Below are 18,277 nucleotides of genomic sequence, written 5' to 3'. Positions count from 1 at the left end.
CTGCTTCGTGCAGGGACTGCGCGTGGGCGGCGCCCGCTTCCGTGGAGCGGACCGCGGAAGCCGTCCGGCCGGAGCTTCGGGCGCGGCCCGTGGGCTGAGCTTGTGCCCCCTGGCGGCCGCCGTTCGGCAGGGCTTCACGACGGTCGAAGACGTCGGTAGGTTCTCCGACTCGAGGCCCGAACGCAAGGGCGATAAGGGGCAGTTGGTCCCGGATGCGGAGTGTTTTCCGGGTTCTCTGTGACGGAGGTGTCACCGAACTGGACACGTTGTGTGTGATCCGTGAGTAGTTCTCGGCCCCCCGAGGCCCGTCGGCCGGCCGGCCGGTCAGCCCGCCGGGTCGGCGAAGACGACGGTGAACTCCTGCGTTCCCGGAGCTGCTTCGCCCTCCGCGCCGCCGTGCAGGGTGAATGTCATCAGGCCCTCGCCCTCGGCGGCCAGCGCCCGCTCCTCCCCGTCCGTCAGCCTGCGGTGGAAGGGCGTGACGGTGAGCGTGACCGCCGACTTCCGCGGCTGTTCCACTTTCCAGGTGCCGCGCACCTCCCCGTCGAGCAGCACGGTTCCCGGGACCTGACCGTTGCGGGCGGCGATGATCCTGCGGGCGGCGTCGCTGATCACGCGGGTGCGGTCCGCGTGGGAGAGGACGAGGTTGTCGTACTCGGCGACGAAGCGCGCAGGGAGCGGAAGGTCCGGGTCCGGACGTGGTGCGTCGGGCAGGTCGAACAGCTCCCGTCCGCTCTCGCTGCGGAAGACGCGCAGCTGCGGACGGAGCCGTTCCATGACCTCGCCGAGCCGGGTCAGTCCGGACCAGGTCTGCGCGTCCATGACGGACGCCGGCCCGAAGGCGCCCAGGTAGCGCAGCAGCACGGCATCGATGGACGGATCGGACGAGACGGGCCGGCCGGCCCAGGACTCGATGGTGGCGTACGTCGGCTGCCCGGAGTGCCCCCACAGCCCGCGGGGCGGGATCTGCACCACGTCGCACAGGTAACGGGCGGCCTGCCCCAGCGCGTTCGGGTCGTGGCCGGGCCACCGCTCGGCGAGCAGCCGGGCCAGGTCGCGGGCCGTGCGCGGCTCCTCCCGCACGAGTTCGAGACCGGCGGCCGCGACGTCCCACGGGTCCAGGCCCGCCAGTCGCGTGCGGTAGTTGCTGCGCAGGAGGCCCTCGTACAGGACGCGCGTCAGCGGGCGCAGTTGCAGGCAGTCCGCCGCGGTCACCAGATGCACGGTGCCGCGCATGACGCTGACGCGAACCGCCTGCCGTTCGCGCAGGAGTGCGGACAGCTCCTCGGCGCGGAAGTCCACCAGCCGTGACCAGAGCCCGTAGTAGGGCGGCTTCGGCGCCTGCGACTGCATGCCGACCAGATGTCCGATCGCGTCGAGGGCCGTCATCGCCTCCCGCTGGGCCAGCAGTTGACGCGCGAGGTAGGCGCGGCCGAGCGCTCGGGCGGTGAGGGTGGCGGGGTGCATGAGGGGAGTCTCGCGGACGGGACGCGGCCACGCCATGCGGCGGGGCCGCACGGCTCGCCGCGGAGACCGGAGGGCCGGGCGGCCCGGCGGGGCCCGGCGGGGCGGCGGGGCCCGGTCCGTGCTGCGTGGGCGCGCGGGCCGGACCCCTCCTGTGGGGCCGTCCGGGAATTCGGGTCCCGTGGACCCCGCCAGGTCCTCGGGTCGTGCGGTGCTCACGGGGCTCGCTGTGCTGCGGCGTCCGCGCCCGCGGACCCGGCGGTCAGAACTTCACGTCGGAGCAGGAGTAGAAGGCGTTCGCGGTGTCGGCGATCGTCCACACCCCGAGGATCAGGTGCCGGCCCGACTTGCCCTCCGGGAGCTTGCCCTTCCCGGTCCATTCGGCGGGGGGCTTCTCACCGTTCATGTCCACGGTGAGGAAGGGCTTCGGCTCCAGGTCGGCCCGGGTGAGCTTCTTGCCCGGATCCCAGCCGTCCTTGGTGACGTAGAACTTGAAGTCCGTCGTCGAATGCATCGCAGTCATGGACCACTTGAAGGTGTGGTCCGCGCCCGCTTCGAGTTCGGTGGCGGGCCAGTCGCCGCCCCGGGGGTCGTCGAGCTGCTTGAAACCCTCGTTGCCGCCCGCGCAGATGGAGCCGTCCTCGGGGCCCGCTTCGGGGAAGCCCTTCGGGCCCTCGACGCTCTGTGGCTCGTTCTCGATGGCTCCGCAGCCGGTGACCTTGCCGTCGGCGCAGTTCGCCTGGCGGCTGACGGGGTCGGTGCTGAAGCCGTGCCCCTGTGCCGGGCCGCCGGCGAAGAACATGGCGGCACCGCCAAGTCCCAGCCCTACGACGGCCGTTGTGATTTTCTTGCGCATGTCTCTCCAGGTGTTCGTGGGGGGCGGAGTGCGCACATGACGTTCAACGGTCTAGACCAGACGGTGAATGTAGCGCGGCTGTCCAGCCATGTCCAGACCAATTCCGGGGCGGGGGCGGAGACTCGCCGACGGCCATGCGCGACCCGGGGTCGTGGGACCGCCACGAGGACGGAAGGGTGGAGGAGCAAAGCGGGTCGGGTGGAAGCCCGCGACGGGGCCGGGCGGACGCCGAGGCGGCCGAAGAACACGCAGGCGGGAGGGGCGAGAACGACGGAAGCCCCCCGCTCGCGCGGAGGGCTTCCGGTCTTGCTCGGTACGCCGTCAGGGACTCGAACCCCGGACCCGCTGATTAAGAGTCAGCTGCTCTAACCAACTGAGCTAACGGCGCCCGCCGGTCCTCGCGGACCGGCCATGGGAAATACTACCCCCTTCGGAAGGGTGCTCATGACCATGATCAGATGGCGAGCGACAGCATGACGGGAGCCGCCTGGCTGCTGAGCGTCTCCGCGGCGCGACGCAGCCGGTGCGCGTGCTCCACCGGCAGGGACAGCGCGAGACACCCCACGGAGGAGCCTGCGGTGACGGGCACCGCCGCGCACACCGTGCCGACCGCGTACTCCTGAAGATCCAGCACGGGGACGGTGGGCGGCTGCCGGTCCAGCGTGTTCAGCAGCAGCTTCTCGTCCGTGATCGTCCGGGACGTCAGACGTGCGGTCCTGTGCCGGGAGAGGTGGTCCTTGCGGCCGTTGTGGTCGAGCTGCCCCAGCAGGCACTTGCCGATGGCCGTCGCGTGCAGAGCCGAACGGAAGTCGACCCATTCGTTCACCGCGGGCGTGGACGGGCTGTCCGCGTACCCGGTGACCTCCAGTTCGCCGTCCTTGTAGCGGCTGAGGTAGACGGCGGCCCCGACCGTGTCGCGCAAGTCGGCGAGGGTGCGCCGGAGACGCTCGTCCAGGGCGCGTTCGCGGTCTCCGCCGGAGCCGAGCAGCACCAGTGATTCGCCGACGACGTAGCTTCCGTCGGAGAGCCGTTCCGCGTAGTTCTCCCGGCAGAGCATCGCCAGCAGGTGTGCGAGATGGCCCGGCGGCAGCCCCGTCTCCTGCGAGAGGCCGGTCTCCGTGACGCCGTCGCGGTGCGCGGCGATCGCCTCGAGCACGCGCAGCGCGTAACGCACTGAGTGGAACGGCGCGCTGTGCTCCGGCTTCAGCCCCACGACGGGCCTCCCTGAAGATGTGACCGTTTGCGTCGTGACCGTCGCGTCCGGTCACGTCCGCTTCTCACGATAGCGGTCAACAGGTCGGCCGGAGGGGGCCGTTGCCGCGATTTGGCATATGCGACCTGAAGACTCGCAGGCCGTGTACGGTGCCCGCCGTCACGCCCTCCCGGATACAGGCACGCGCGCGGGGCCGCCCCCGGCGTACCGGGTGCGGCCCCGCGCGGGCGCCGTGCAGCCCTTCCGTTACAGGACGGCGCTCAGGAACTCCCTGGTGCGCTCGTGCTCCGGTTCGCTGAAGATCTTCTCCGGAGCACCCGACTCGATGACCCGGCCCTCGTCGAACATCAGCACGTCGTCCGAGATGTCGCGGGCGAAGTTCATCTCGTGCGTGACGCACAGCATGGTGATGTCCGTGGTGTGCGCGATGTCCCGCAGGACGTCCAGCACACCCGCCACCAGCTCCGGGTCGAGCGCCGAGGTGACCTCGTCCAGCAGCAGCACCTGCGGGCGCATCGCCAGCGCGCGGGCGATGGCCACACGCTGCTGCTGACCGCCGGAGAGCTGGCTCGGATACTTGTCGATCTGGTCGGTCAGGCCGACGAGTTCGAGCAGTTCGCGGGCGCGCTGCTCCGCCTCGTCGTTGGAGAGCCCGAGCACGTGGACGGGTGCCTCGGTGATGTTCCGCAGCACCTTCATGTTGGGGAAGAGGTTGAACTGCTGGAACACCATGCCGATGTTCTTGCGCACCTCGCGGGAGTGGCGCTCGCTCGCGGGCACCAGCTTCCCGTTCTTCTGCTCGTGGGTCAGGTATTCGCCGGCGACCTTGATCGTGCCCTCCTCCGGCTTCACCAGGGTCATCAGCAGCCGCAGGATCGTGGTCTTGCCCGATCCCGAGGGGCCGATGAGGGTGACGTGCTTGCCGGAGGCGACGTTGAAGCACAGGTTGTCGAGGACGACGTTGCTGCCGAAGCGCTTGGTGACGTCCTTGAACTCGATCAGTTCACTGCCGTCGACGGCAGGGTTCTTGGTTTCCTTCGAAGTGCTGCTCTCAGTGGACAAGGCGACGCTCCAGAGCTCTCATAAGCAGGGATGCCGGGTAGGCGATCAGGATGAAGACGATGCCGATGACCGTGATCGGCTCGGTCGGCTGGAAGGTCTCGGCACTGAACTGACGTGCCTGGCCCAGCATTTCCAGTGCACCGATGGTCGCGATCATCGGTGAGTCCTTCAGCATCGCGACGACGTAGTTGCCCAGCGCGGGCACCACTCGCCGGATCGCCTGCGGGAGGATCACCGCACTCCAGGTGCGGCTGCGCGGCAGGCTGAGAGCCGTGCACGCCTCCCACTGCCCGACGGGCACGCCGTCGATGCCGGCGCGGTACACCTCCGCCGTGTACGTCGAGTAGTGCAGCCCGAGGCCGACCACGCCGGTCACGAGCGCCGAGAAGGTGATGTGCCACTCGGGCAGCACGAAGTAGAGGAAGAACAGCTGCACCAGCAGCGGCGTGTTGCGGATGAACTCCGTGACCGCGGTCACGGGCCAGCTCACGATCTTCAGGCTCGACCGCTGGGCGAGCGCCCAGACCAGACCGAGTGCGAAGGCGATGAGCGATCCGAGCACCAGTGCCTGGAGCGTGAGCAGCACGCCGTCCCACAGGCGCGGCATGAAGTCGCCGACTGCGGACCAGTCCCAGCTCATGAGGCACCTCCAGCGGTGGGGACGTCACGGGAGGCGTCGGCCTGACGGGGCACCCTGACCTGGCGGCGTACACCCAGGGTCTTGGCGGGCGGGGCCTGGCCGATACCCGCCTTGGCATGGCGTTCCAGGACGCGCATGCCACGGGTGAGGACGAAGGCGAGTACGAAGTACATCACCAGGATGATCGTGTAGACGGGCGCGCTCTGCCCCGTCGCGTTGCGCACCAGCGATGCGCCGAAGGCGATGTCCGCGACACCCATGATCGACACCAGGGCGGTGCCCTTCAGCAGCTCGATCAGCAGGTTGTTGGCGGGCGGGATCATCTCCGGCCACGCCTGCGGCAGCACGATCTTGGTGAGCCGCTGCCACGGGCTGAAGCTGAGCGCGATGCCGGCCTCCTGCTGCGCGGGCGGCACGGCGGCGACCGCGCCGCGCACGATCTCCGATCCGTATGCGCCGTAGGAGAGCCCCAGCGCCAGGACCGCCGCCCACATGGGCACCAGCTGCCAGCCGAAGGCGACCGGCAGCACGAAGAAGATCCAGAACATCAGGACGAGGGCCGACGTGCCGCGGAATATTTCCATGTACGCGCCGGAGAGGAACCGTACGAAGCGCAGCCGGTGGGTACGCGCCACCCCGACCACGAACGCCACGAAGGCGCCGAGCAGGGCGCTGAGGACGGTCAGCTGAACGGTCAGCCAGACGCCCTTCAGCAGCAGCTCCCACAGACCCCAGGTAAGGTCCGTCATTTGCAGCGCTCCTTCGCGGTCTTGGTCGTCATCTCCTGCTTGACGAACCCGAAGGGCTTCATGATGCGGAAGAGCTCTCCGCTCTTCTTCATCTTGTGGAGCTCCTCGTTGAAGGCGTCGCGGAGATTGCTCTCGCTCTTGCGGAAGGCGAAGGCGCCGGTGCCCAGGTCGGGCTTGCCGTCCAGCATCGGGACGAATTCCTCGGTGTACTCCGTCTTTCCGCTCTTGGACTGCTTGACCACGTTGCGGACGGTGATCGCCGTGCCCGCGAAGACGTCGGCGCGGCCGCCCTGCACCTCCAGCAGGCCCGCGAGCTGGTCGGGGAGCAGCTTGATCTCGCTCTCCTTGACGCCGGCGTCCACCGCGTAGTCGATCTCCGCGTAGCCGACGCCGGTGGCCATCTTGGCGCCCTTCTCGGCGATGTCCTTGTAGTTGTGCAGGTCCTTCGGGTTGCCCTTGCGGACGATGAAGGCGTCCCGCATCTCGTACTCCGGGTCGGCGAAGATCACCTGCTGGCACCGGTCCGGGTTGATGTACATGCCGGCGGCGACCACGTCGAACTGCTGGGAGTTCAGCCCCGGGATCAGCGAGTTGAACTCGGTGGGCATCGGCTGCACGTTGTCGATCCCGAGCCGTCCGAAGATGACCCGTGCGATGGCAGGGGAGGAGCCGGTCAGCTCACCGTCGGTGTCGATGTAGCTGTAGGGCTGTTCGCCCGCGATGCCCAGCTTGACCGTGCCCTGAGCCCTCAGTCTCTCCAGTAGATCGCCCCCGTCTCCGGCCTCCGCGCTGGACACACGACTGCACGCCGTGGTGGTTCCCAGCGTTCCGAGCGCCGCCACCGATGCCGCACCTGCAAGCATCGAACGACGTCCCAGACTTCTGCCGGTTTTGGCGGCATTTCCGGTGTTTTTCCCTCGTGGTGGAGCCATGGGCCCGCAGCTACCCAGGCGCCTGGAAGATATGCGGATCGTTTTCAGCCCTTGACCTGCTCGTTGTGGGCTTGACCGCTGCGCCACCATTGACACGTACGAATCACCACTGCGCGACGCGGAGGCACGATGGCCGAGCGGTTCATTGAAGTGTCGTTGGACAAGCGGGGAGTGAGCTGCACGGCAAAGCTGCTCGACGACCGCGCCCCGATCACCTGCGAGGCCGTGTGGAACGCGCTGCCCCTCGGCGGCGACGTCTACCACGCGAAGTACGCCCGCAACGAGATCTACGCGCTGATCCCGCCGTTCGCTCCGGAGGAGCCGCCGCTGGAGAACCCGACGATCACGCCCATCCCGGGCGACCTGTGCTATTTCACCTTCACCAATACGCAGTTGAGCACCGCGTCGTACGGCTACGAGGCGGCGGCCGAGCAGCAGGGCGGCCAGGCCGCCCACGCCACCCGGACCACCGTCATCGACCTCGCGCTCTTCTACGAGCGCAACAATCTGCTCATCAACGGCGACGCCGGCTGGGTGCCCGGCATCGTCTGGGGAGCGGTCGTCGAGGGCCTCGACGCCATGGCCGAGGCCTGTCAGGACCTGTGGCGGGCCGGCGCTCTCGGCGAGACCCTCAACTTCCGCCGGGTCTGACCGCTCAGGCGCTCCCGGCCAGCGCGGGGGCCGGCACATGCGCGGCCCCCGCCTCGTACAGCGCGTGCGAGGCCCGCAGCACCAGATCGTCCCGGTGGCGTGCGGCCACGATCTGCACGCCCATCGGCAGTCCCTCCCCGTCCAGCCCGCAGGGCACCGAACCGGCGGGCTGCTGCGTCAGGTTGAAGGGATAGGTGAACGGCGTCCACTCCGTCCACCGCCGCATCCCGGACCCCTCGGGCACCTCCAGGCCCGCGCCGAAGGCGGTGCCGGGCATGGTCGGCGTGACCAGCAGGTCGTACGTCTCATGGAAGACGCCCATCCGCTTGCCGAGTGCCATGCGCACGTCGACGGCGGCCAGGTAGTCGAGGGCACTGCGCGCCGCGCCGTCCTCCGCGACCTCCCGCAGACCGGGGTCCATCGCCTCGCGCTGCTCGTCGGTGAAGTACTGGGTCACGCGGGCGGCGCCCGCGAACCACAGGGAGTGGAACGCCTCGAGGGGGTCCTCGAACCCGGGGTCGGCCTCTTCGACGTGGGCGCCCAGTTCCTCCAGCTTCTCGACGGCGCGGCGCACCCCGGCGGCGACGGCCGGGGCGACCTCGACCCTGCCGCCGAAGTCCGGCGAGTACGCGACGCGCATCCCGCGCACCCCGCTCCCGACCGCCTCGCTGAAGCTGCCCTGCGGCGGCGCCAGCTGGGACCAGTCGCGGGCGTCGGGCTGCGAGATCACGTCCATCAGCAGCGCCGCGTCCGCGGCGTCACGGGTCATCGGACCGACGTGCGCGAGGGTTCCGAAGGCGCTGGCGGGATAGATCGGCACCCTGCCGTAGGTCGGCTTGAGGGCGAAGATTCCGCAGAAGGACGCCGGGATGCGCACCGATCCGCCCGCGTCGGTGCCCAGGGTCAGCGGGCCGGCGCCGAGCGCCACGGCGGCGGAGCCGCCGCCGCTGGAGCCGCCCGCCGTACGTGAGGTGTCGTACGGGTTCCTGGTGATGCCGTGGCGGGGGCTGTCGGTCACGCCCTTCCAGCCGAACTCGGGCGTGGTGGTCTTCCCGACGAACACCGCGCCGGCTTCGCGCATGCGGGCCACGGACGGCGCGTCCTCCTCCCACGGCCCCTCGGTGGAGGAGGACCAGGAGCCGCGCAGGGTCGGCTTGCCGCGCAGCAGCAGGATGTCCTTCACCGTCACCGGGACGCCGTCGAGCGGGCCGCAGGGCTCGCCGCGGCGCCAGCGCTCCGCCGACTCGTGCGCCTCCGCGAGGGCGTCCTCACCGTCGATGCGGACGAAGGCGTTCACGTGGGGCTGCACCTTCTCGGCCTGTTCGAGCGCGGCGCGTGTCGCCTCGACGGGCGTGAAGTCTCCGTTGCTGTATCCGGCGAGGAGCCGGCCGGCGGTGAGGCTGCTGAGATCCGACATGGGAGCCTTTCGAGTCGAGCGAGTCCGGCCATGGCCGAGGGAGGGGCGACCGGCGGCGGCTGCCGCGCGCGTGCAGCGGGCGGCAGCCGCCGCCGGACGGACGGGGGGCGGGGAGGCCCGGGGGCGAGGAGGGAAGAAGAGGTGCGGAGGAAGCGGCACCCGGTCCGGTCCCGGCGCGGCGGACCTGGACCGGACCCTGGTGGGCTCAGGCCGAGGGGACGTAACCGAGGTCCTTGTCGACCACGTTCATCAGGGGCTCCCCGGCCTCCCAGCGCTCGTAGTTGTCGAGGAACTGTTCGGCGAGGTCGTCCCGCCACCCGATCGTGTCACCGCTCATGTGCGGCGAGATGAGCAGCCCCGGGACGTCCCACAGCCCGCTGTCCCGGGGAAGCGGTTCCTGCGCGAAGACGTCGAGCGCGGCCCCGGCGATCCGGCGTCCGGCGAGCGCCTCCACCAGGTCGTCCTCGACCACGTGCTGACCGCGGCCGACGTTGATGAAGTGCGCGTCGGGCTTCATGCGGGCGAAGGCCGACGCGTCGAAGAGGCCGCGCGTGCCCTCCGTCAGCGGTGCGACGCACACGACCCAGTCGGCCCGCCCGAGCAGATCTGCCAGCGCCGCGTTGCCGTGGACACGTCCGAAGTCGGGGTCGTCGCTCCGCTCGGTGCGGCCGACGAGGTCCACCGAGACGCCGAGTGCCTTCAGCGTCCGGCCGATAGTTCTTCCAATTGGTCCGGACCCGACCACAACGGCCCGGGTTCCGCCGACCCTTTTCGTCTCCCGGTGCTTCCACCGTCGTTGCCGCTGCAATTCCCAGCTGCCCCGGAAATCCTTGGCCATGGCTAGAACCAGCCCCGCCACGTATTCGGCAATGGGTTGGTCGAAGACACCTCTTGCGTTGGTGATCACGGTGTCCGGCGAGGTCGCCAGCTCCGGCAGCAGACGGTCGACTCCGGCGCTCGGCGTGTGCACCCAGCGGGGCCGTCGGCCGGACCCCGGCCACGCGTGCCGGACGGCGTCGGAGAGGAAGTCCCACACGAGCAGCACGTCGGCCGTCGGCAGCTTCTCCACCAGGCTTTTCTCGTCCGCGTGCTCGATGCGGGCACGCCCGGCGAGCCGGTCGAGCCGGGGCAATGGATCATCGTCGAGGACAAGGAGGACAGGCTCGGTCATAGGCAGGAAACCACTTCGAAACGAGGGGGCGGTTGACTGGGCGGGACGGCTCAACTCGGCGGCGGGAAGCCCGGGCACATGTGAGGATTGACCACGGTAGGTAGCGCGAACTACCGTCGTCAATGAAGGCATCTGTCCCGGCGTTCTCCGGCTAATGACCGGCTTTCATTTTTTTTCCTTTCTGGCCATAGGCCACCCCTCCGTTCTTTGGGGCTCACCCATGGATGTCTCCTTCCTCGGCGGACCGCGGCCACAGCGCGGTGTCGGCATCGTCGCTCCCTTCGACTTCGCACTCGATCGGGAACTGTGGCGCTGGGTGCCGGACGATGTGTCACTGCACCTGACCCGAACCCCTTTTGTGCCGGTCGAGGTGAGCCTCGACCAGGCCCGCCTCGTCAGTGAGCACGAGACGCTGCGCGAAGGTGTGCAGGCGCTGTACGCGGTGGCTCCCGAAGTGGTGGCCTACGCGTGCACATCCGGCAGCTTCGTCGGCGGCGCCGCCGGTGAGCTGTCCATGATCGCGGCAATGGAGGAAGCCGGCGAGGCCCCCTCGCTGACCACTTCCGGCGCGCTGCTCGCCGCGCTCCGGGAGATCGGGGCGCTGCGCGTGGCCGTCGTCACCCCGTACACGAAGTCGGTCACCGACTCGCTGGAGGACTTTCTCGGCGAGGCCGGCATCGCCGTCACCGGCCGCAGCTACCTCGGGCTCACCCGGGAGATCTGGCGCGTCCCCTACCGGGACGTCGTGGAGATGGCGCGCGAGGCCGTCGCCGGTGACGCCCCGGACGCCCTCTTCATCAGCTGTACCAACCTGCCGACGTACGACGTCATCCCGCAGCTCGAGGCGGAGCTGCGCATGCCGGTGCTCTCCGCGAACCAGGTCACGCTCTGGGACGCGCTGCGCCGCATCGGGAAGGAAGCGGTGGGCCCGTACCAGGCGCTGCTCGACCCGGTGGCGCGGCGTGGGCCCGCGGCGATGACTCCCTCGCCGACGCTTCCGGTCAGCAGGCCCGAGGAGCCGGCAGAGCCGGCCGCCGAGTCCGTCGAGCCGGCCGCGGAGCCCGTGGTGCTTCCCGTCGAGCCCGAGGCCGCGCTGGCGAGCGCGGGCACCGAGAGCGGCGAACCCCTCGAGGGATACGACCAGGGCTTCGCCTCCGGCGGCACGGACGAATGGGGCGGCGGCAACCAGCCGCCGGTGTGACCCCCGGCCGTGTGAGATGAGACACCCCGCCGCCGGGCGGGGTGCACCACACAAGAACAGGCGCCGGACAGGGAGTCCGGCGCCGGTCCGTGCCCCGGCCCTCCAGGTCGCGCGTCCCGCGCGGGCGCGCACACGACAGAACGGGCGCGAGGTGCGCGACACTCGGCAGCATGCTCCCCCGGCGGCTGCCGGGAGGCGGCCCCGGCCACGGCCGGGAAGCACCCGCTACATGCAGGACGAAGCAGTCCGCACGCCGGACAAATCTCTCCAGAACCCCCGGACCGTCCCACGTCAGCGGTGCCGGGCACCCGATCACCCAGCGACGCTCCAGGAGGCGTAGATGGCAAACGCGGCAGCACAGTCGCAGGCAGTCGGATTCCTCTACCCCGGCTTCTCGGCCGAGGACGACTACCCGCGGCTCGAGCGAATCCTCTCGGACGCCGGCACCGACGTCCGGCTGCCGCTTGTGCACACCGACATCGGCGAGGACGCGCACCGTGCCGACGCCCTGCTGGAGATGGGCTCGGCGAAGCGTCTCGCCGCGAAGGTCGAAGAGGTCAAGGAGCACGGCATCCAGGCCGTCGTCTGGGCGTGCACCAGCGCCAGCTTCGTCTTCGGCTGGGACGGGGCGCACGGGCAGGTGCGCGAGCTCTCGGCGACCGCCGGGCTGCCCGCCTCCAGCACCTCCTTCGCGTTCGCCCACGCCGTACGGGCTCTGGGCGCGGAGCGCGTCGCCATCGGCGCGACGTACCCGGAAGACGTCGGCGAGCTCTTCACCGCGTTCCTCAAGGCGGCGGGCACCGAGGTCGTCTCCATGCGCGGCAGCGGCATCATCACCGCCGCGGAGGTCGGCACCTGGGGCAGGGAAGAGGTGCTGGCGCTCGCCCGCAGCGGCGACCACCCGGAGGCGCAGGCCGTGCTGCTACCCGACACCGCTCTGCACACCGCCGCATGGATCGAGGACATCGAGGACGCGCTGGGCAAGCCCGTCCTCACCGCGAACCAGGTCACCGCCTGGGAGGGACTGCGGCTGCTGGACCTCTCCGTGCGCTGCCCGGCGCTGGGCACGCTCTTCGCCGCCTGAGGCGCGCGCCGGGCCTGCGCGCACGCGCCGCGGGCCCGGGAAGCCGCGGCCCGGGAAGAGCCGCGGACGCGGGAAGAGACGGGCGCCGCCCGCCGTTGACGACAGCTGGACGTATCACCGGCGAGCGGAGGGCGGCACCCGTGCACGAGGGCAACGCCACAGGCAGCGCAGAAGGCACCGGCAACGAGGCCGGCGGAGGCGGCGGCGAGGGCACACGCGGCGAGGGCATACGCGGCGAGGGCGGCGGCATACGAGGCGAGGCGAGGGGCACCGCCCTCGTACCGATGTCGGTCCTGGACCTCGTGAACGTCGGCACCGGATTCAGCTCCGGCGACGCCCTGCGGGCCACCGTCGAGACGGCACGTCTCACCGAGCGGCGCGGCTTCACGCGGTACTGGGTCGCCGAGCATCACTCCATGCCCGGCGTCGCCAGCTCCTCGCCGGCCGTGATCCTCTCCCACCTTGCCGCCCGCACCGAACGCATCCGGCTCGGTTCGGGCGGGGTGATGCTGCCCAACCACGCTCCGCTCGTCATCGCCGAGCAGTTCGGCACGCTGGAGGCGCTCGCCCCCGGCCGCATCGACCTCGGCCTCGGACGTGCCCCCGGAACCGACGGTGCGACGGCCGCGGCGCTGCGCCGAACCGGCACTCTGCGTGAGGGTGCGGACGAATTCCCGCAGCAGCTCGCCGAGTTGATCCGCTTCCTCGACGACGGCTTCCCCGACGGGCACCGCTACTCCCGCATCCACGCGGTGCCCGGCCCGGTGCAGGGAGAGGTGACGCGTCCTCCGGTCTGGCTGCTGGGCTCGTCCGGGTTCAGCGCCGAGCTGGCCGGCCGGCTCGGGCTGCCGTTCGCATTCGCGCATCACTTCTCGGCCCGCAACACCCTGCCCGCGCTGGAGCTCTACCGCGAGACCTTCAGCCCCTCGGCAGTGCTGGACGAGCCCTACGCACTCATCGGCGCCGCCGCACTCGCCGCGGACGACGAGGCCGAGGCCCGCCGCCAGGTGCTCACCGGAGCCCTCGCCATGCTGCGGCTGCGCACGGGCATGCCCGGCCTGGTCCCCTCGCCGCAGGAGGCCGAGGCGTACGAATTCGGTGCGGCCGAGCGTGACTTCGTCGAGAGCTGGCTGGCCAACGTCACCTACGGCACCCCCGATGCGGTACGCGAGGGGCTCGACGCCCTCGTCAAGCGCACCGGCGCTGACGAGTTGATGCTCACGGCCAACGTCCACACGCCCTCGGCGCGGGTCCGCTCATTCGAACTCATCGCGGACGCCTACGAGTTGCCCTGAGAACCGGCGCCGCGCCGGTCCGGTGGCGGCGGGCGCCCCGGCGGCGAGGTGCCCGCCGCCGGGTAAAGGAGTCGCGGAGTCCGGCCGCCCTTGATTCCATGACGTCATGGTGTCCACCGAGCGACTGGCGGCGTTCGCCGCCATGTCCTTTCTGCTGATCGTGATTCCCGGCCCCAGCGTGCTGTTCGTGGTCGGACGCGCGCTCGCGCAGGGACGCCGGGCCGCGCTGACGACGGTCGTCGGGAACACCCTCGGTGCCTGTGTGCTCGTGGTGTGCGTGGCGCTGGGCGTCGGGTCCGTCGTGGAGCGCTCCGCCGTCGCCTTCACCGTGCTGAAGCTCGTGGGCGCCGCGTATCTGGTGTACCTGGGTGTCAAGGCGGTGCGTGAGCGCGGTTCCCTGCATGCGGCCGTCACCGGTGACGGACCCTCGCACGGTGGGCTGCGCACGCTGTGGGACGGGTTCGCCGTCGGTGTCGCCAACCCGAAGACGATGGTCTTCTTCGCCGCGGTGCTTCCGCAGTTCGTCGACCGCGGCCAGGGGCACGTCCCCCTTCAGATGCTGCTGCTCGGCCTGGTCTTCAACGTCATCGCCGTGGGCTGCGACAGCGTGTGGGGCCTCGCCGCCGCCACCGCCCGCGGCTGGTTCGCGCGCTCTCCGCGGCGTCTCGCAATGGTCGGCGGGGCGGGCGGACTCACGATGATCGGCCTCGGAGTCACCGTCGCCGCGACGGGACGCAAGGACTAGGCAGTGTCCGGCGGACACCGCCTGGGCCGGGCGAACAGCCCCGCCGTACGCGGAGCCTGCGGTCGCTAGCGCAGCAGCGCCGAGATGCAGTGGGCCGGCATGGGCTTGGCGTAGTGCCAGCCCTGCCCTGCGTCACAGCCGATGCGGCGGAGCCGGTCCGCCTGCGACGGGTTCTCCACGCACTCGGCGGTCACCGTCAGGCCGAGCTCATGGGCGAGCTGCACCAGCGCGGTGACGATGGTCTCGTCCGCGGGGTTGGGGTGCCGGGCCGCGCGGAAGCCCCGTACGAAGCTGCCGTCGAGCTTCAGCGCCCGTACCGGCAGGCGGCTGAGGTACGCCAGGTTCGAGTAGCCGGTGCCGAAGTCGTCGATGGCGATGCGGACGCCCATCTCGCTCAGGTCCTGAAGGGCCTGCAGGGGACGCCCCGCGGAGCCCATCACCGCGGACTCCGTCAGTTCGAGCTGGAGCAGCCCGGACGGCAGTCCGGTCTCCTCCAGCACGCGGCGCACGTCCGCGACGAGGTCGGAATCCCACACCTGCCGCACGGCCACGTTCACGCTGATGTACGCGGGCGGGCCGGGGTGGCCGAGCATCCACTTCCTCGCCTGGCGGCACGATTCCTCAAGGACCCAGCGGCCCAGCGGTACGACTGCGCCGTTCTCCTCGGCAAGCCCGATGAAACGGTTCGGTCCGAGCTTGCCGAACTGCGGATGCTGCCAGCGCACCAGCGCCTCGACGCCTACGAGCCGGTCGTCGTCCAGGCCCACGATCGGCTGGTAGTCCAGTACGAACTCGCCTCGCTCGACGGCGCCGCGCAGTGCGGACGAGAGTGCCTGACGGGTCATCCGGTGGGCGTTGCGTTCCGGGTCGAAGAGCGTCCAGCGCGCCTTTCCGTCGGCCTTCGCCCAGTACAGCGTCGTGTCGGCGTCCTGCATCAGCTGTGTCGGGTCGGTGCCGTCGGCCTCGCGTTCCACGACGCCGATGCTGGCGGAGACGGTGAGGCGCTGGCCGCACAGGTCGAAGGGCTGCTGAAGCGCCTTCAGGGTGGCCTCGGCCAGGGCTGTCAGTTGCTCCGTGCCGGTCGAGCCGTCCACGAGCAGCGCGAACTCGTCGCCGCCGAGCCGTGCCGCGAGGTGCCGCTGGCCTCCGTTCTCGGCGCACTGGACGAGCCGCCGGGCCACCGCGTCGAGCAGTTCGTCGCCGACCCGGTGGCCCATCGTGTCGTTGACGGCCTTGAACCCGTCGAGGTCGAGATAGCAGATGCCCACGCGGCCGGTGGCCGTGTCGGCCAGCGCAGTCGCCAGGCGTTCGAAGAAGAGTGTGCGGTTGGGAAGGCGCGTCACCGGGTCGTGCATCTGGAGGTGGCGGAGCCGGTCGCGCAGCTCTCGCTGTTCGGTCACGTCGGCCACCGACAGCAGCGTCTCGCCGTCGTGCGCCGTGGGCAGGAGCGAGATCTCCGCCCAGAAGGTGTGCCCGTCCATGTTCTTCAGGCGCCGCGTGCAGTTCACACCCGCGGTGCCGCCCGGGGCGCCGGCCACTGGTGCGGCGTCGCCGGAGGCGGAAGCGGAAGGGGGAGCGACGGGGTGGGGGAGGGCGGCCACGCCGAGCCCGTCGCGGACCACGTTCCCGTCCAGGCCGAGCGAGGGCAGGTCGGTGAGGGACGTGGAGACGAGCGACTCGGGCGCGGTGCCCAGCAGCGTGCCGAGCGCGTCGTTGGCGCTGACCACTCTGCCGTCGCGGTCGACGATGGCCATGGCGAGCCGCGCGGCGTTGAACGCGGCCCGGAAGTCGCTCTCCCGTTTCCGCGTCCGCCACTCCGCCCTGCCGTGCCATCCACTTCGCGCGCGGCTACGTTGCGTGATTTTCTGCGGTGAAGTCCCGGTGCTTTCGCCGGAGTTCCTGCCCGGTCCTTCGCTGGGTCCGTTCACCAATCGCTCCCGCCGGGGGGCTCGTCTCGTGCGGACCGGCCGGGCGGTCGTGCCCGGGGTGCCGTCTGGCGATCCGCGCTGGAAATGTGCCGATCATAGAGGTTCGGGCGTGAGCGGAGCCAGCAACCACGGCGTCCCACAGGGGCGTTGGTGCGCGTGGGACGTAAGTGTGAACGCGAGGGTGACCGTTCCGGCAGGCGTGCGGGAACGGGCTCGTCCGCGTAAGGCAGCGCATCACACACAGTAGCCATATTGCCGCTCACGCGCATGGTCTAACGGAACAGGACTTAACGGGCATTACGGGCAACGGTTGAAGGGTCCTTGCTCCCGTCCCAGTGAGGTCCACACGTGGCGCGTCCGACCAAGCACGGCTTCCGGAGACCTTCCTCCGTGATGCGCGGATGGCGCCGCGCCGCAGCGGTCTTCGTCGCACTGACCGCCTTCATCGGGATGGGTCTCTTCGCCGGGCCGATCAGCGCCGTCGCCGTCGCCGCCCCGTGCGCCCTGCCGCGGACCGATGCCCACCACTCGCTGGGGGTGGACAGCTGGGACCCGGCCTATCCGCGTCCGCGGCATCGCATAGACGCCGTCATGATCTTTTTGTCGTTCCCCGACTCCCGGCCGCAGACCACGCCACGGGAGCTGACCGCCGACCACTTCCCGGCGACGTCCGACTTCTACAGACGCGCCTCCTACGGAAAGTTCCGGCTGCACACCACATTCGGCAAGCGCTGGATCCGGATGCCCGCCAGTTCCAGCTCGTACGGGATAAAGCGCGACTGGAAGGAGCGGCAGCGCACCGCCTACCTGAGGGACGCTGTGGCCGCGGCGGATCCGAGCGTCGACTTCGGCCGGTACGACCTGGTCTACCTCGTGGCCGACCCGGACGCGCGGGGCGTCGACTCGGACGCCACGAAGGTCGTGAACTTCGACAACCCCATCGAGGCCGACGGCACCGAGCTGCGCCGCCTCGTCACCGTCTTCGAGCAGAGCCCTCCCGACCGTCACGTCCTCGCACACGAGACCGGCCACGCCTTCGACCTGCCGGACCTCTACCAGCGTCCCGCCTCCGGGCTCGCCGACTGGGACACGTACGTCGGCGACTGGGACCTCATGGGCAGCCAGTTCGGGCTCGCACCGGATCTCTTCGCCTGGGAGAAGTGGAAGCTGGGCTGGCTCACCCGGCGCAACGTCAGCTGCGTACCGTCCGAAGCCGGAGCCTCCGCGCACACCCTGCGCTCGCTGGCTGCGCATCCGCTGGGCGGCCGGGGGGACCGGAGGCTGGCCGTCGTGCGCACTGGCCGCTACGAGGCGCTCGCGATAGAGGTCCGCGACTCCGAGGGCAACGACAGGGGGCTGTGCGCGGAGGGCGTCCTCCTGTACTGGGTGCGCAGCGACCGCGCGTCGACCTACGGACCGGTGAAGGTCGTGGACGGGCATCCGGGCACCCATGGCTGCTCCGACGGCTCGGTCTATCCGTCTCTCGCGGACGCCCCGCTGGGCGAGGGCGAGAGCTACACGACCGACCACGGCGGAGGGGTGCGCGTGGAGGTCACCGGGCGGACGGCGGACGGCGGCTGGCGGGTGAAGGTGACGCGCAAGGACGTCGCGTAGCGGGGACGGGGCCCCGGCGGGCGCGGCGGCCGGCCGCCTGGGGGTCCGCGTCGCGCTGAGGGTCTTCCCTCTCGGTGTGGGGGCCCTTGCTGTCGGTGCGACTGAGCCCTCGATCACCCGTGAACCTGGAGGGGTGCGGGTGGCGGAGCCCCTGCTCGCGAGGCGGAGCCGGGCAGAGCAAGGAGGGCGACCTGGTTCGCGTTTTCCGTGGTCATGGCTCGCCCTTGTTCTTTCCGTGGACTCCCGCAAACTCCA

At 70.5% G+C, this 18,277-nt stretch carries 16 protein-coding genes and 1 tRNA gene; 6 read left to right on the top strand and 11 right to left on the bottom strand.

Going from position 1 to position 18,277, the window contains the following annotated elements:
- Positions 1-324: 324 nt before the first annotated feature.
- From H180DRAFT_RS07295 to ehuB, 8 genes are all read right to left on the bottom strand, one after another.
- Positions 325-1,467 carry a winged helix DNA-binding domain-containing protein gene (locus tag H180DRAFT_RS07295; protein WP_055485292.1) on the bottom strand — a complete coding sequence of 381 codons (1,143 nt, stop codon included), beginning with the start codon at positions 1,465-1,467 and terminating at the stop codon, positions 325-327.
- Positions 1,468-1,726: 259 nt separating this feature from the next.
- The gene (locus tag H180DRAFT_RS07290) at positions 1,727-2,320 is read right to left on the bottom strand and encodes a lytic polysaccharide monooxygenase auxiliary activity family 9 protein (RefSeq protein WP_055485144.1); all 594 of its coding nucleotides are present in this window, start codon (positions 2,318-2,320) and stop codon (positions 1,727-1,729) included.
- 314 nt (positions 2,321-2,634) lie between these two features.
- Positions 2,635-2,708, bottom strand: a tRNA-Lys gene (locus tag H180DRAFT_RS07285).
- 66 nt (positions 2,709-2,774) lie between these two features.
- A complete protein-coding gene (locus tag H180DRAFT_RS07280) occupies positions 2,775-3,533 on the bottom strand; it encodes an IclR family transcriptional regulator (RefSeq protein ID WP_055485143.1) in 759 nt (252 codons plus the stop codon).
- Positions 3,534-3,779: 246 nt separating this feature from the next.
- Positions 3,780-4,595 carry an ectoine/hydroxyectoine ABC transporter ATP-binding protein EhuA gene (ehuA, locus tag H180DRAFT_RS07275; protein ID WP_055485142.1) on the bottom strand — a complete coding sequence of 272 codons (816 nt, stop codon included), beginning with the start codon at positions 4,593-4,595 and terminating at the stop codon, positions 3,780-3,782.
- Positions 4,585-5,235: an ectoine/hydroxyectoine ABC transporter permease subunit EhuD gene (ehuD, locus tag H180DRAFT_RS07270; RefSeq protein ID WP_055485141.1), complete on the bottom strand. Its 651-nt coding sequence runs from the start codon at positions 5,233-5,235 to the stop codon at positions 4,585-4,587. The genes ehuA and ehuD overlap by 11 nt, the downstream gene beginning before the upstream one ends.
- Positions 5,232-5,984, bottom strand: a complete 753-nt coding sequence (gene ehuC, locus H180DRAFT_RS07265; protein ID WP_055485140.1) for an ectoine/hydroxyectoine ABC transporter permease subunit EhuC — start codon at positions 5,982-5,984, stop codon at positions 5,232-5,234. The genes ehuD and ehuC overlap by 4 nt, the downstream gene beginning before the upstream one ends.
- Positions 5,981-6,916 carry an ectoine/hydroxyectoine ABC transporter substrate-binding protein EhuB gene (gene ehuB, locus H180DRAFT_RS07260; RefSeq protein ID WP_079099912.1) on the bottom strand — a complete coding sequence of 312 codons (936 nt, stop codon included), beginning with the start codon at positions 6,914-6,916 and terminating at the stop codon, positions 5,981-5,983. The genes ehuC and ehuB overlap by 4 nt, the downstream gene beginning before the upstream one ends.
- Before the next feature lie 129 nt (positions 6,917-7,045).
- Here ehuB and H180DRAFT_RS07255 point away from each other — a divergent pair, with 129 nt between their 5' ends.
- On the top strand, positions 7,046-7,567 hold the full coding sequence (locus H180DRAFT_RS07255; RefSeq protein WP_055485138.1) for a DUF3830 family protein: 522 nt from the start codon (positions 7,046-7,048) through the stop codon (positions 7,565-7,567).
- Between the two features lie 4 nt (positions 7,568-7,571).
- Here H180DRAFT_RS07255 and H180DRAFT_RS07250 read toward each other — a convergent pair whose 3' ends face one another.
- Together H180DRAFT_RS07250 and H180DRAFT_RS07245 are read right to left on the bottom strand one after the other, a co-directional pair.
- Entirely contained in the window at positions 7,572-8,984 is a 1,413-nt protein-coding gene (locus H180DRAFT_RS07250) for an amidase (RefSeq protein ID WP_055485137.1), read from the bottom strand.
- Between the two features lie 205 nt (positions 8,985-9,189).
- Positions 9,190-10,155, bottom strand: a complete 966-nt coding sequence (locus H180DRAFT_RS07245) for a D-2-hydroxyacid dehydrogenase (RefSeq protein WP_055485136.1) — start codon at positions 10,153-10,155, stop codon at positions 9,190-9,192.
- Between the two features lie 220 nt (positions 10,156-10,375).
- On the opposite strand from H180DRAFT_RS07245, the gene H180DRAFT_RS07240 reads away from it, so the two are divergent.
- The 4 genes from H180DRAFT_RS07240 (at position 10,376) to H180DRAFT_RS07225 (ending at position 14,480) form a co-directional block, all read left to right on the top strand.
- On the top strand, positions 10,376-11,356 hold the full coding sequence (locus H180DRAFT_RS07240) for a maleate cis-trans isomerase family protein (RefSeq protein ID WP_055485135.1): 981 nt from the start codon (positions 10,376-10,378) through the stop codon (positions 11,354-11,356).
- A 340-nt stretch (positions 11,357-11,696) separates the two neighbouring features.
- Positions 11,697-12,440, top strand: coding sequence for a maleate cis-trans isomerase family protein (locus H180DRAFT_RS07235; protein ID WP_055485134.1), 744 nt, complete (start codon positions 11,697-11,699; stop codon positions 12,438-12,440).
- A 284-nt stretch (positions 12,441-12,724) separates the two neighbouring features.
- Entirely contained in the window at positions 12,725-13,735 is a 1,011-nt protein-coding gene (locus H180DRAFT_RS07230; RefSeq protein WP_079099935.1) for an LLM class flavin-dependent oxidoreductase, read from the top strand.
- 106 nt (positions 13,736-13,841) lie between these two features.
- Complete coding sequence (locus H180DRAFT_RS07225; RefSeq protein ID WP_055485133.1) at positions 13,842-14,480, top strand: LysE family translocator; 639 nt, start codon at positions 13,842-13,844, stop codon at positions 14,478-14,480.
- 65 nt (positions 14,481-14,545) lie between these two features.
- On the opposite strand, the gene H180DRAFT_RS07220 is transcribed toward H180DRAFT_RS07225, so the two are convergent.
- On the bottom strand, positions 14,546-16,408 hold the full coding sequence (locus H180DRAFT_RS07220) for a putative bifunctional diguanylate cyclase/phosphodiesterase (protein WP_055485132.1): 1,863 nt from the start codon (positions 16,406-16,408) through the stop codon (positions 14,546-14,548).
- Positions 16,409-16,801: 393 nt separating this feature from the next.
- Here H180DRAFT_RS07220 and H180DRAFT_RS07215 point away from each other — a divergent pair, with 393 nt between their 5' ends.
- Positions 16,802-18,022 carry a M6 family metalloprotease domain-containing protein gene (locus H180DRAFT_RS07215; RefSeq protein ID WP_055485290.1) on the top strand — a complete coding sequence of 407 codons (1,221 nt, stop codon included), beginning with the start codon at positions 16,802-16,804 and terminating at the stop codon, positions 18,020-18,022.
- The last annotated feature ends 255 nt before the right edge of the window (positions 18,023-18,277 follow it).

This window comes from Streptomyces sp. WMMB 322 (assembly GCF_900090145.1).
Lineage (GTDB): Bacteria > Actinomycetota > Actinomycetes > Streptomycetales > Streptomycetaceae > Streptomyces.
The sequence above is the reverse complement of the archived record's forward strand: the minus strand, read 5'-3'. Positions and strand labels throughout refer to the sequence as shown.

Coding starts and splice junctions, on each gene's coding strand:
- H180DRAFT_RS07295 (WP_055485292.1), bottom strand. CDS start 1,467: ATGCACCCCGCCACCCTCACCGCCCGAGCGCTCGGCCGCGCCTACCTC.
- H180DRAFT_RS07290 (WP_055485144.1), bottom strand. CDS start 2,320: ATGCGCAAGAAAATCACAACGGCCGTCGTAGGGCTGGGACTTGGCGGT.
- ehuD (WP_055485141.1), bottom strand. CDS start 5,235: ATGAGCTGGGACTGGTCCGCAGTCGGCGACTTCATGCCGCGCCTGTGG.
- ehuC (WP_055485140.1), bottom strand. CDS start 5,984: ATGACGGACCTTACCTGGGGTCTGTGGGAGCTGCTGCTGAAGGGCGTC.
- ehuB (WP_079099912.1), bottom strand. CDS start 6,916: ATGGCTCCACCACGAGGGAAAAACACCGGAAATGCCGCCAAAACCGGC.
- H180DRAFT_RS07255 (WP_055485138.1), top strand. CDS start 7,046: ATGGCCGAGCGGTTCATTGAAGTGTCGTTGGACAAGCGGGGAGTGAGC.
- H180DRAFT_RS07250 (WP_055485137.1), bottom strand. CDS start 8,984: ATGTCGGATCTCAGCAGCCTCACCGCCGGCCGGCTCCTCGCCGGATAC.
- H180DRAFT_RS07245 (WP_055485136.1), bottom strand. CDS start 10,155: ATGACCGAGCCTGTCCTCCTTGTCCTCGACGATGATCCATTGCCCCGG.
- H180DRAFT_RS07240 (WP_055485135.1), top strand. CDS start 10,376: ATGGATGTCTCCTTCCTCGGCGGACCGCGGCCACAGCGCGGTGTCGGC.
- H180DRAFT_RS07235 (WP_055485134.1), top strand. CDS start 11,697: ATGGCAAACGCGGCAGCACAGTCGCAGGCAGTCGGATTCCTCTACCCC.
- H180DRAFT_RS07230 (WP_079099935.1), top strand. CDS start 12,725: ATGTCGGTCCTGGACCTCGTGAACGTCGGCACCGGATTCAGCTCCGGC.
- H180DRAFT_RS07225 (WP_055485133.1), top strand. CDS start 13,842: ATGGTGTCCACCGAGCGACTGGCGGCGTTCGCCGCCATGTCCTTTCTG.
- H180DRAFT_RS07215 (WP_055485290.1), top strand. CDS start 16,802: ATGCGCGGATGGCGCCGCGCCGCAGCGGTCTTCGTCGCACTGACCGCC.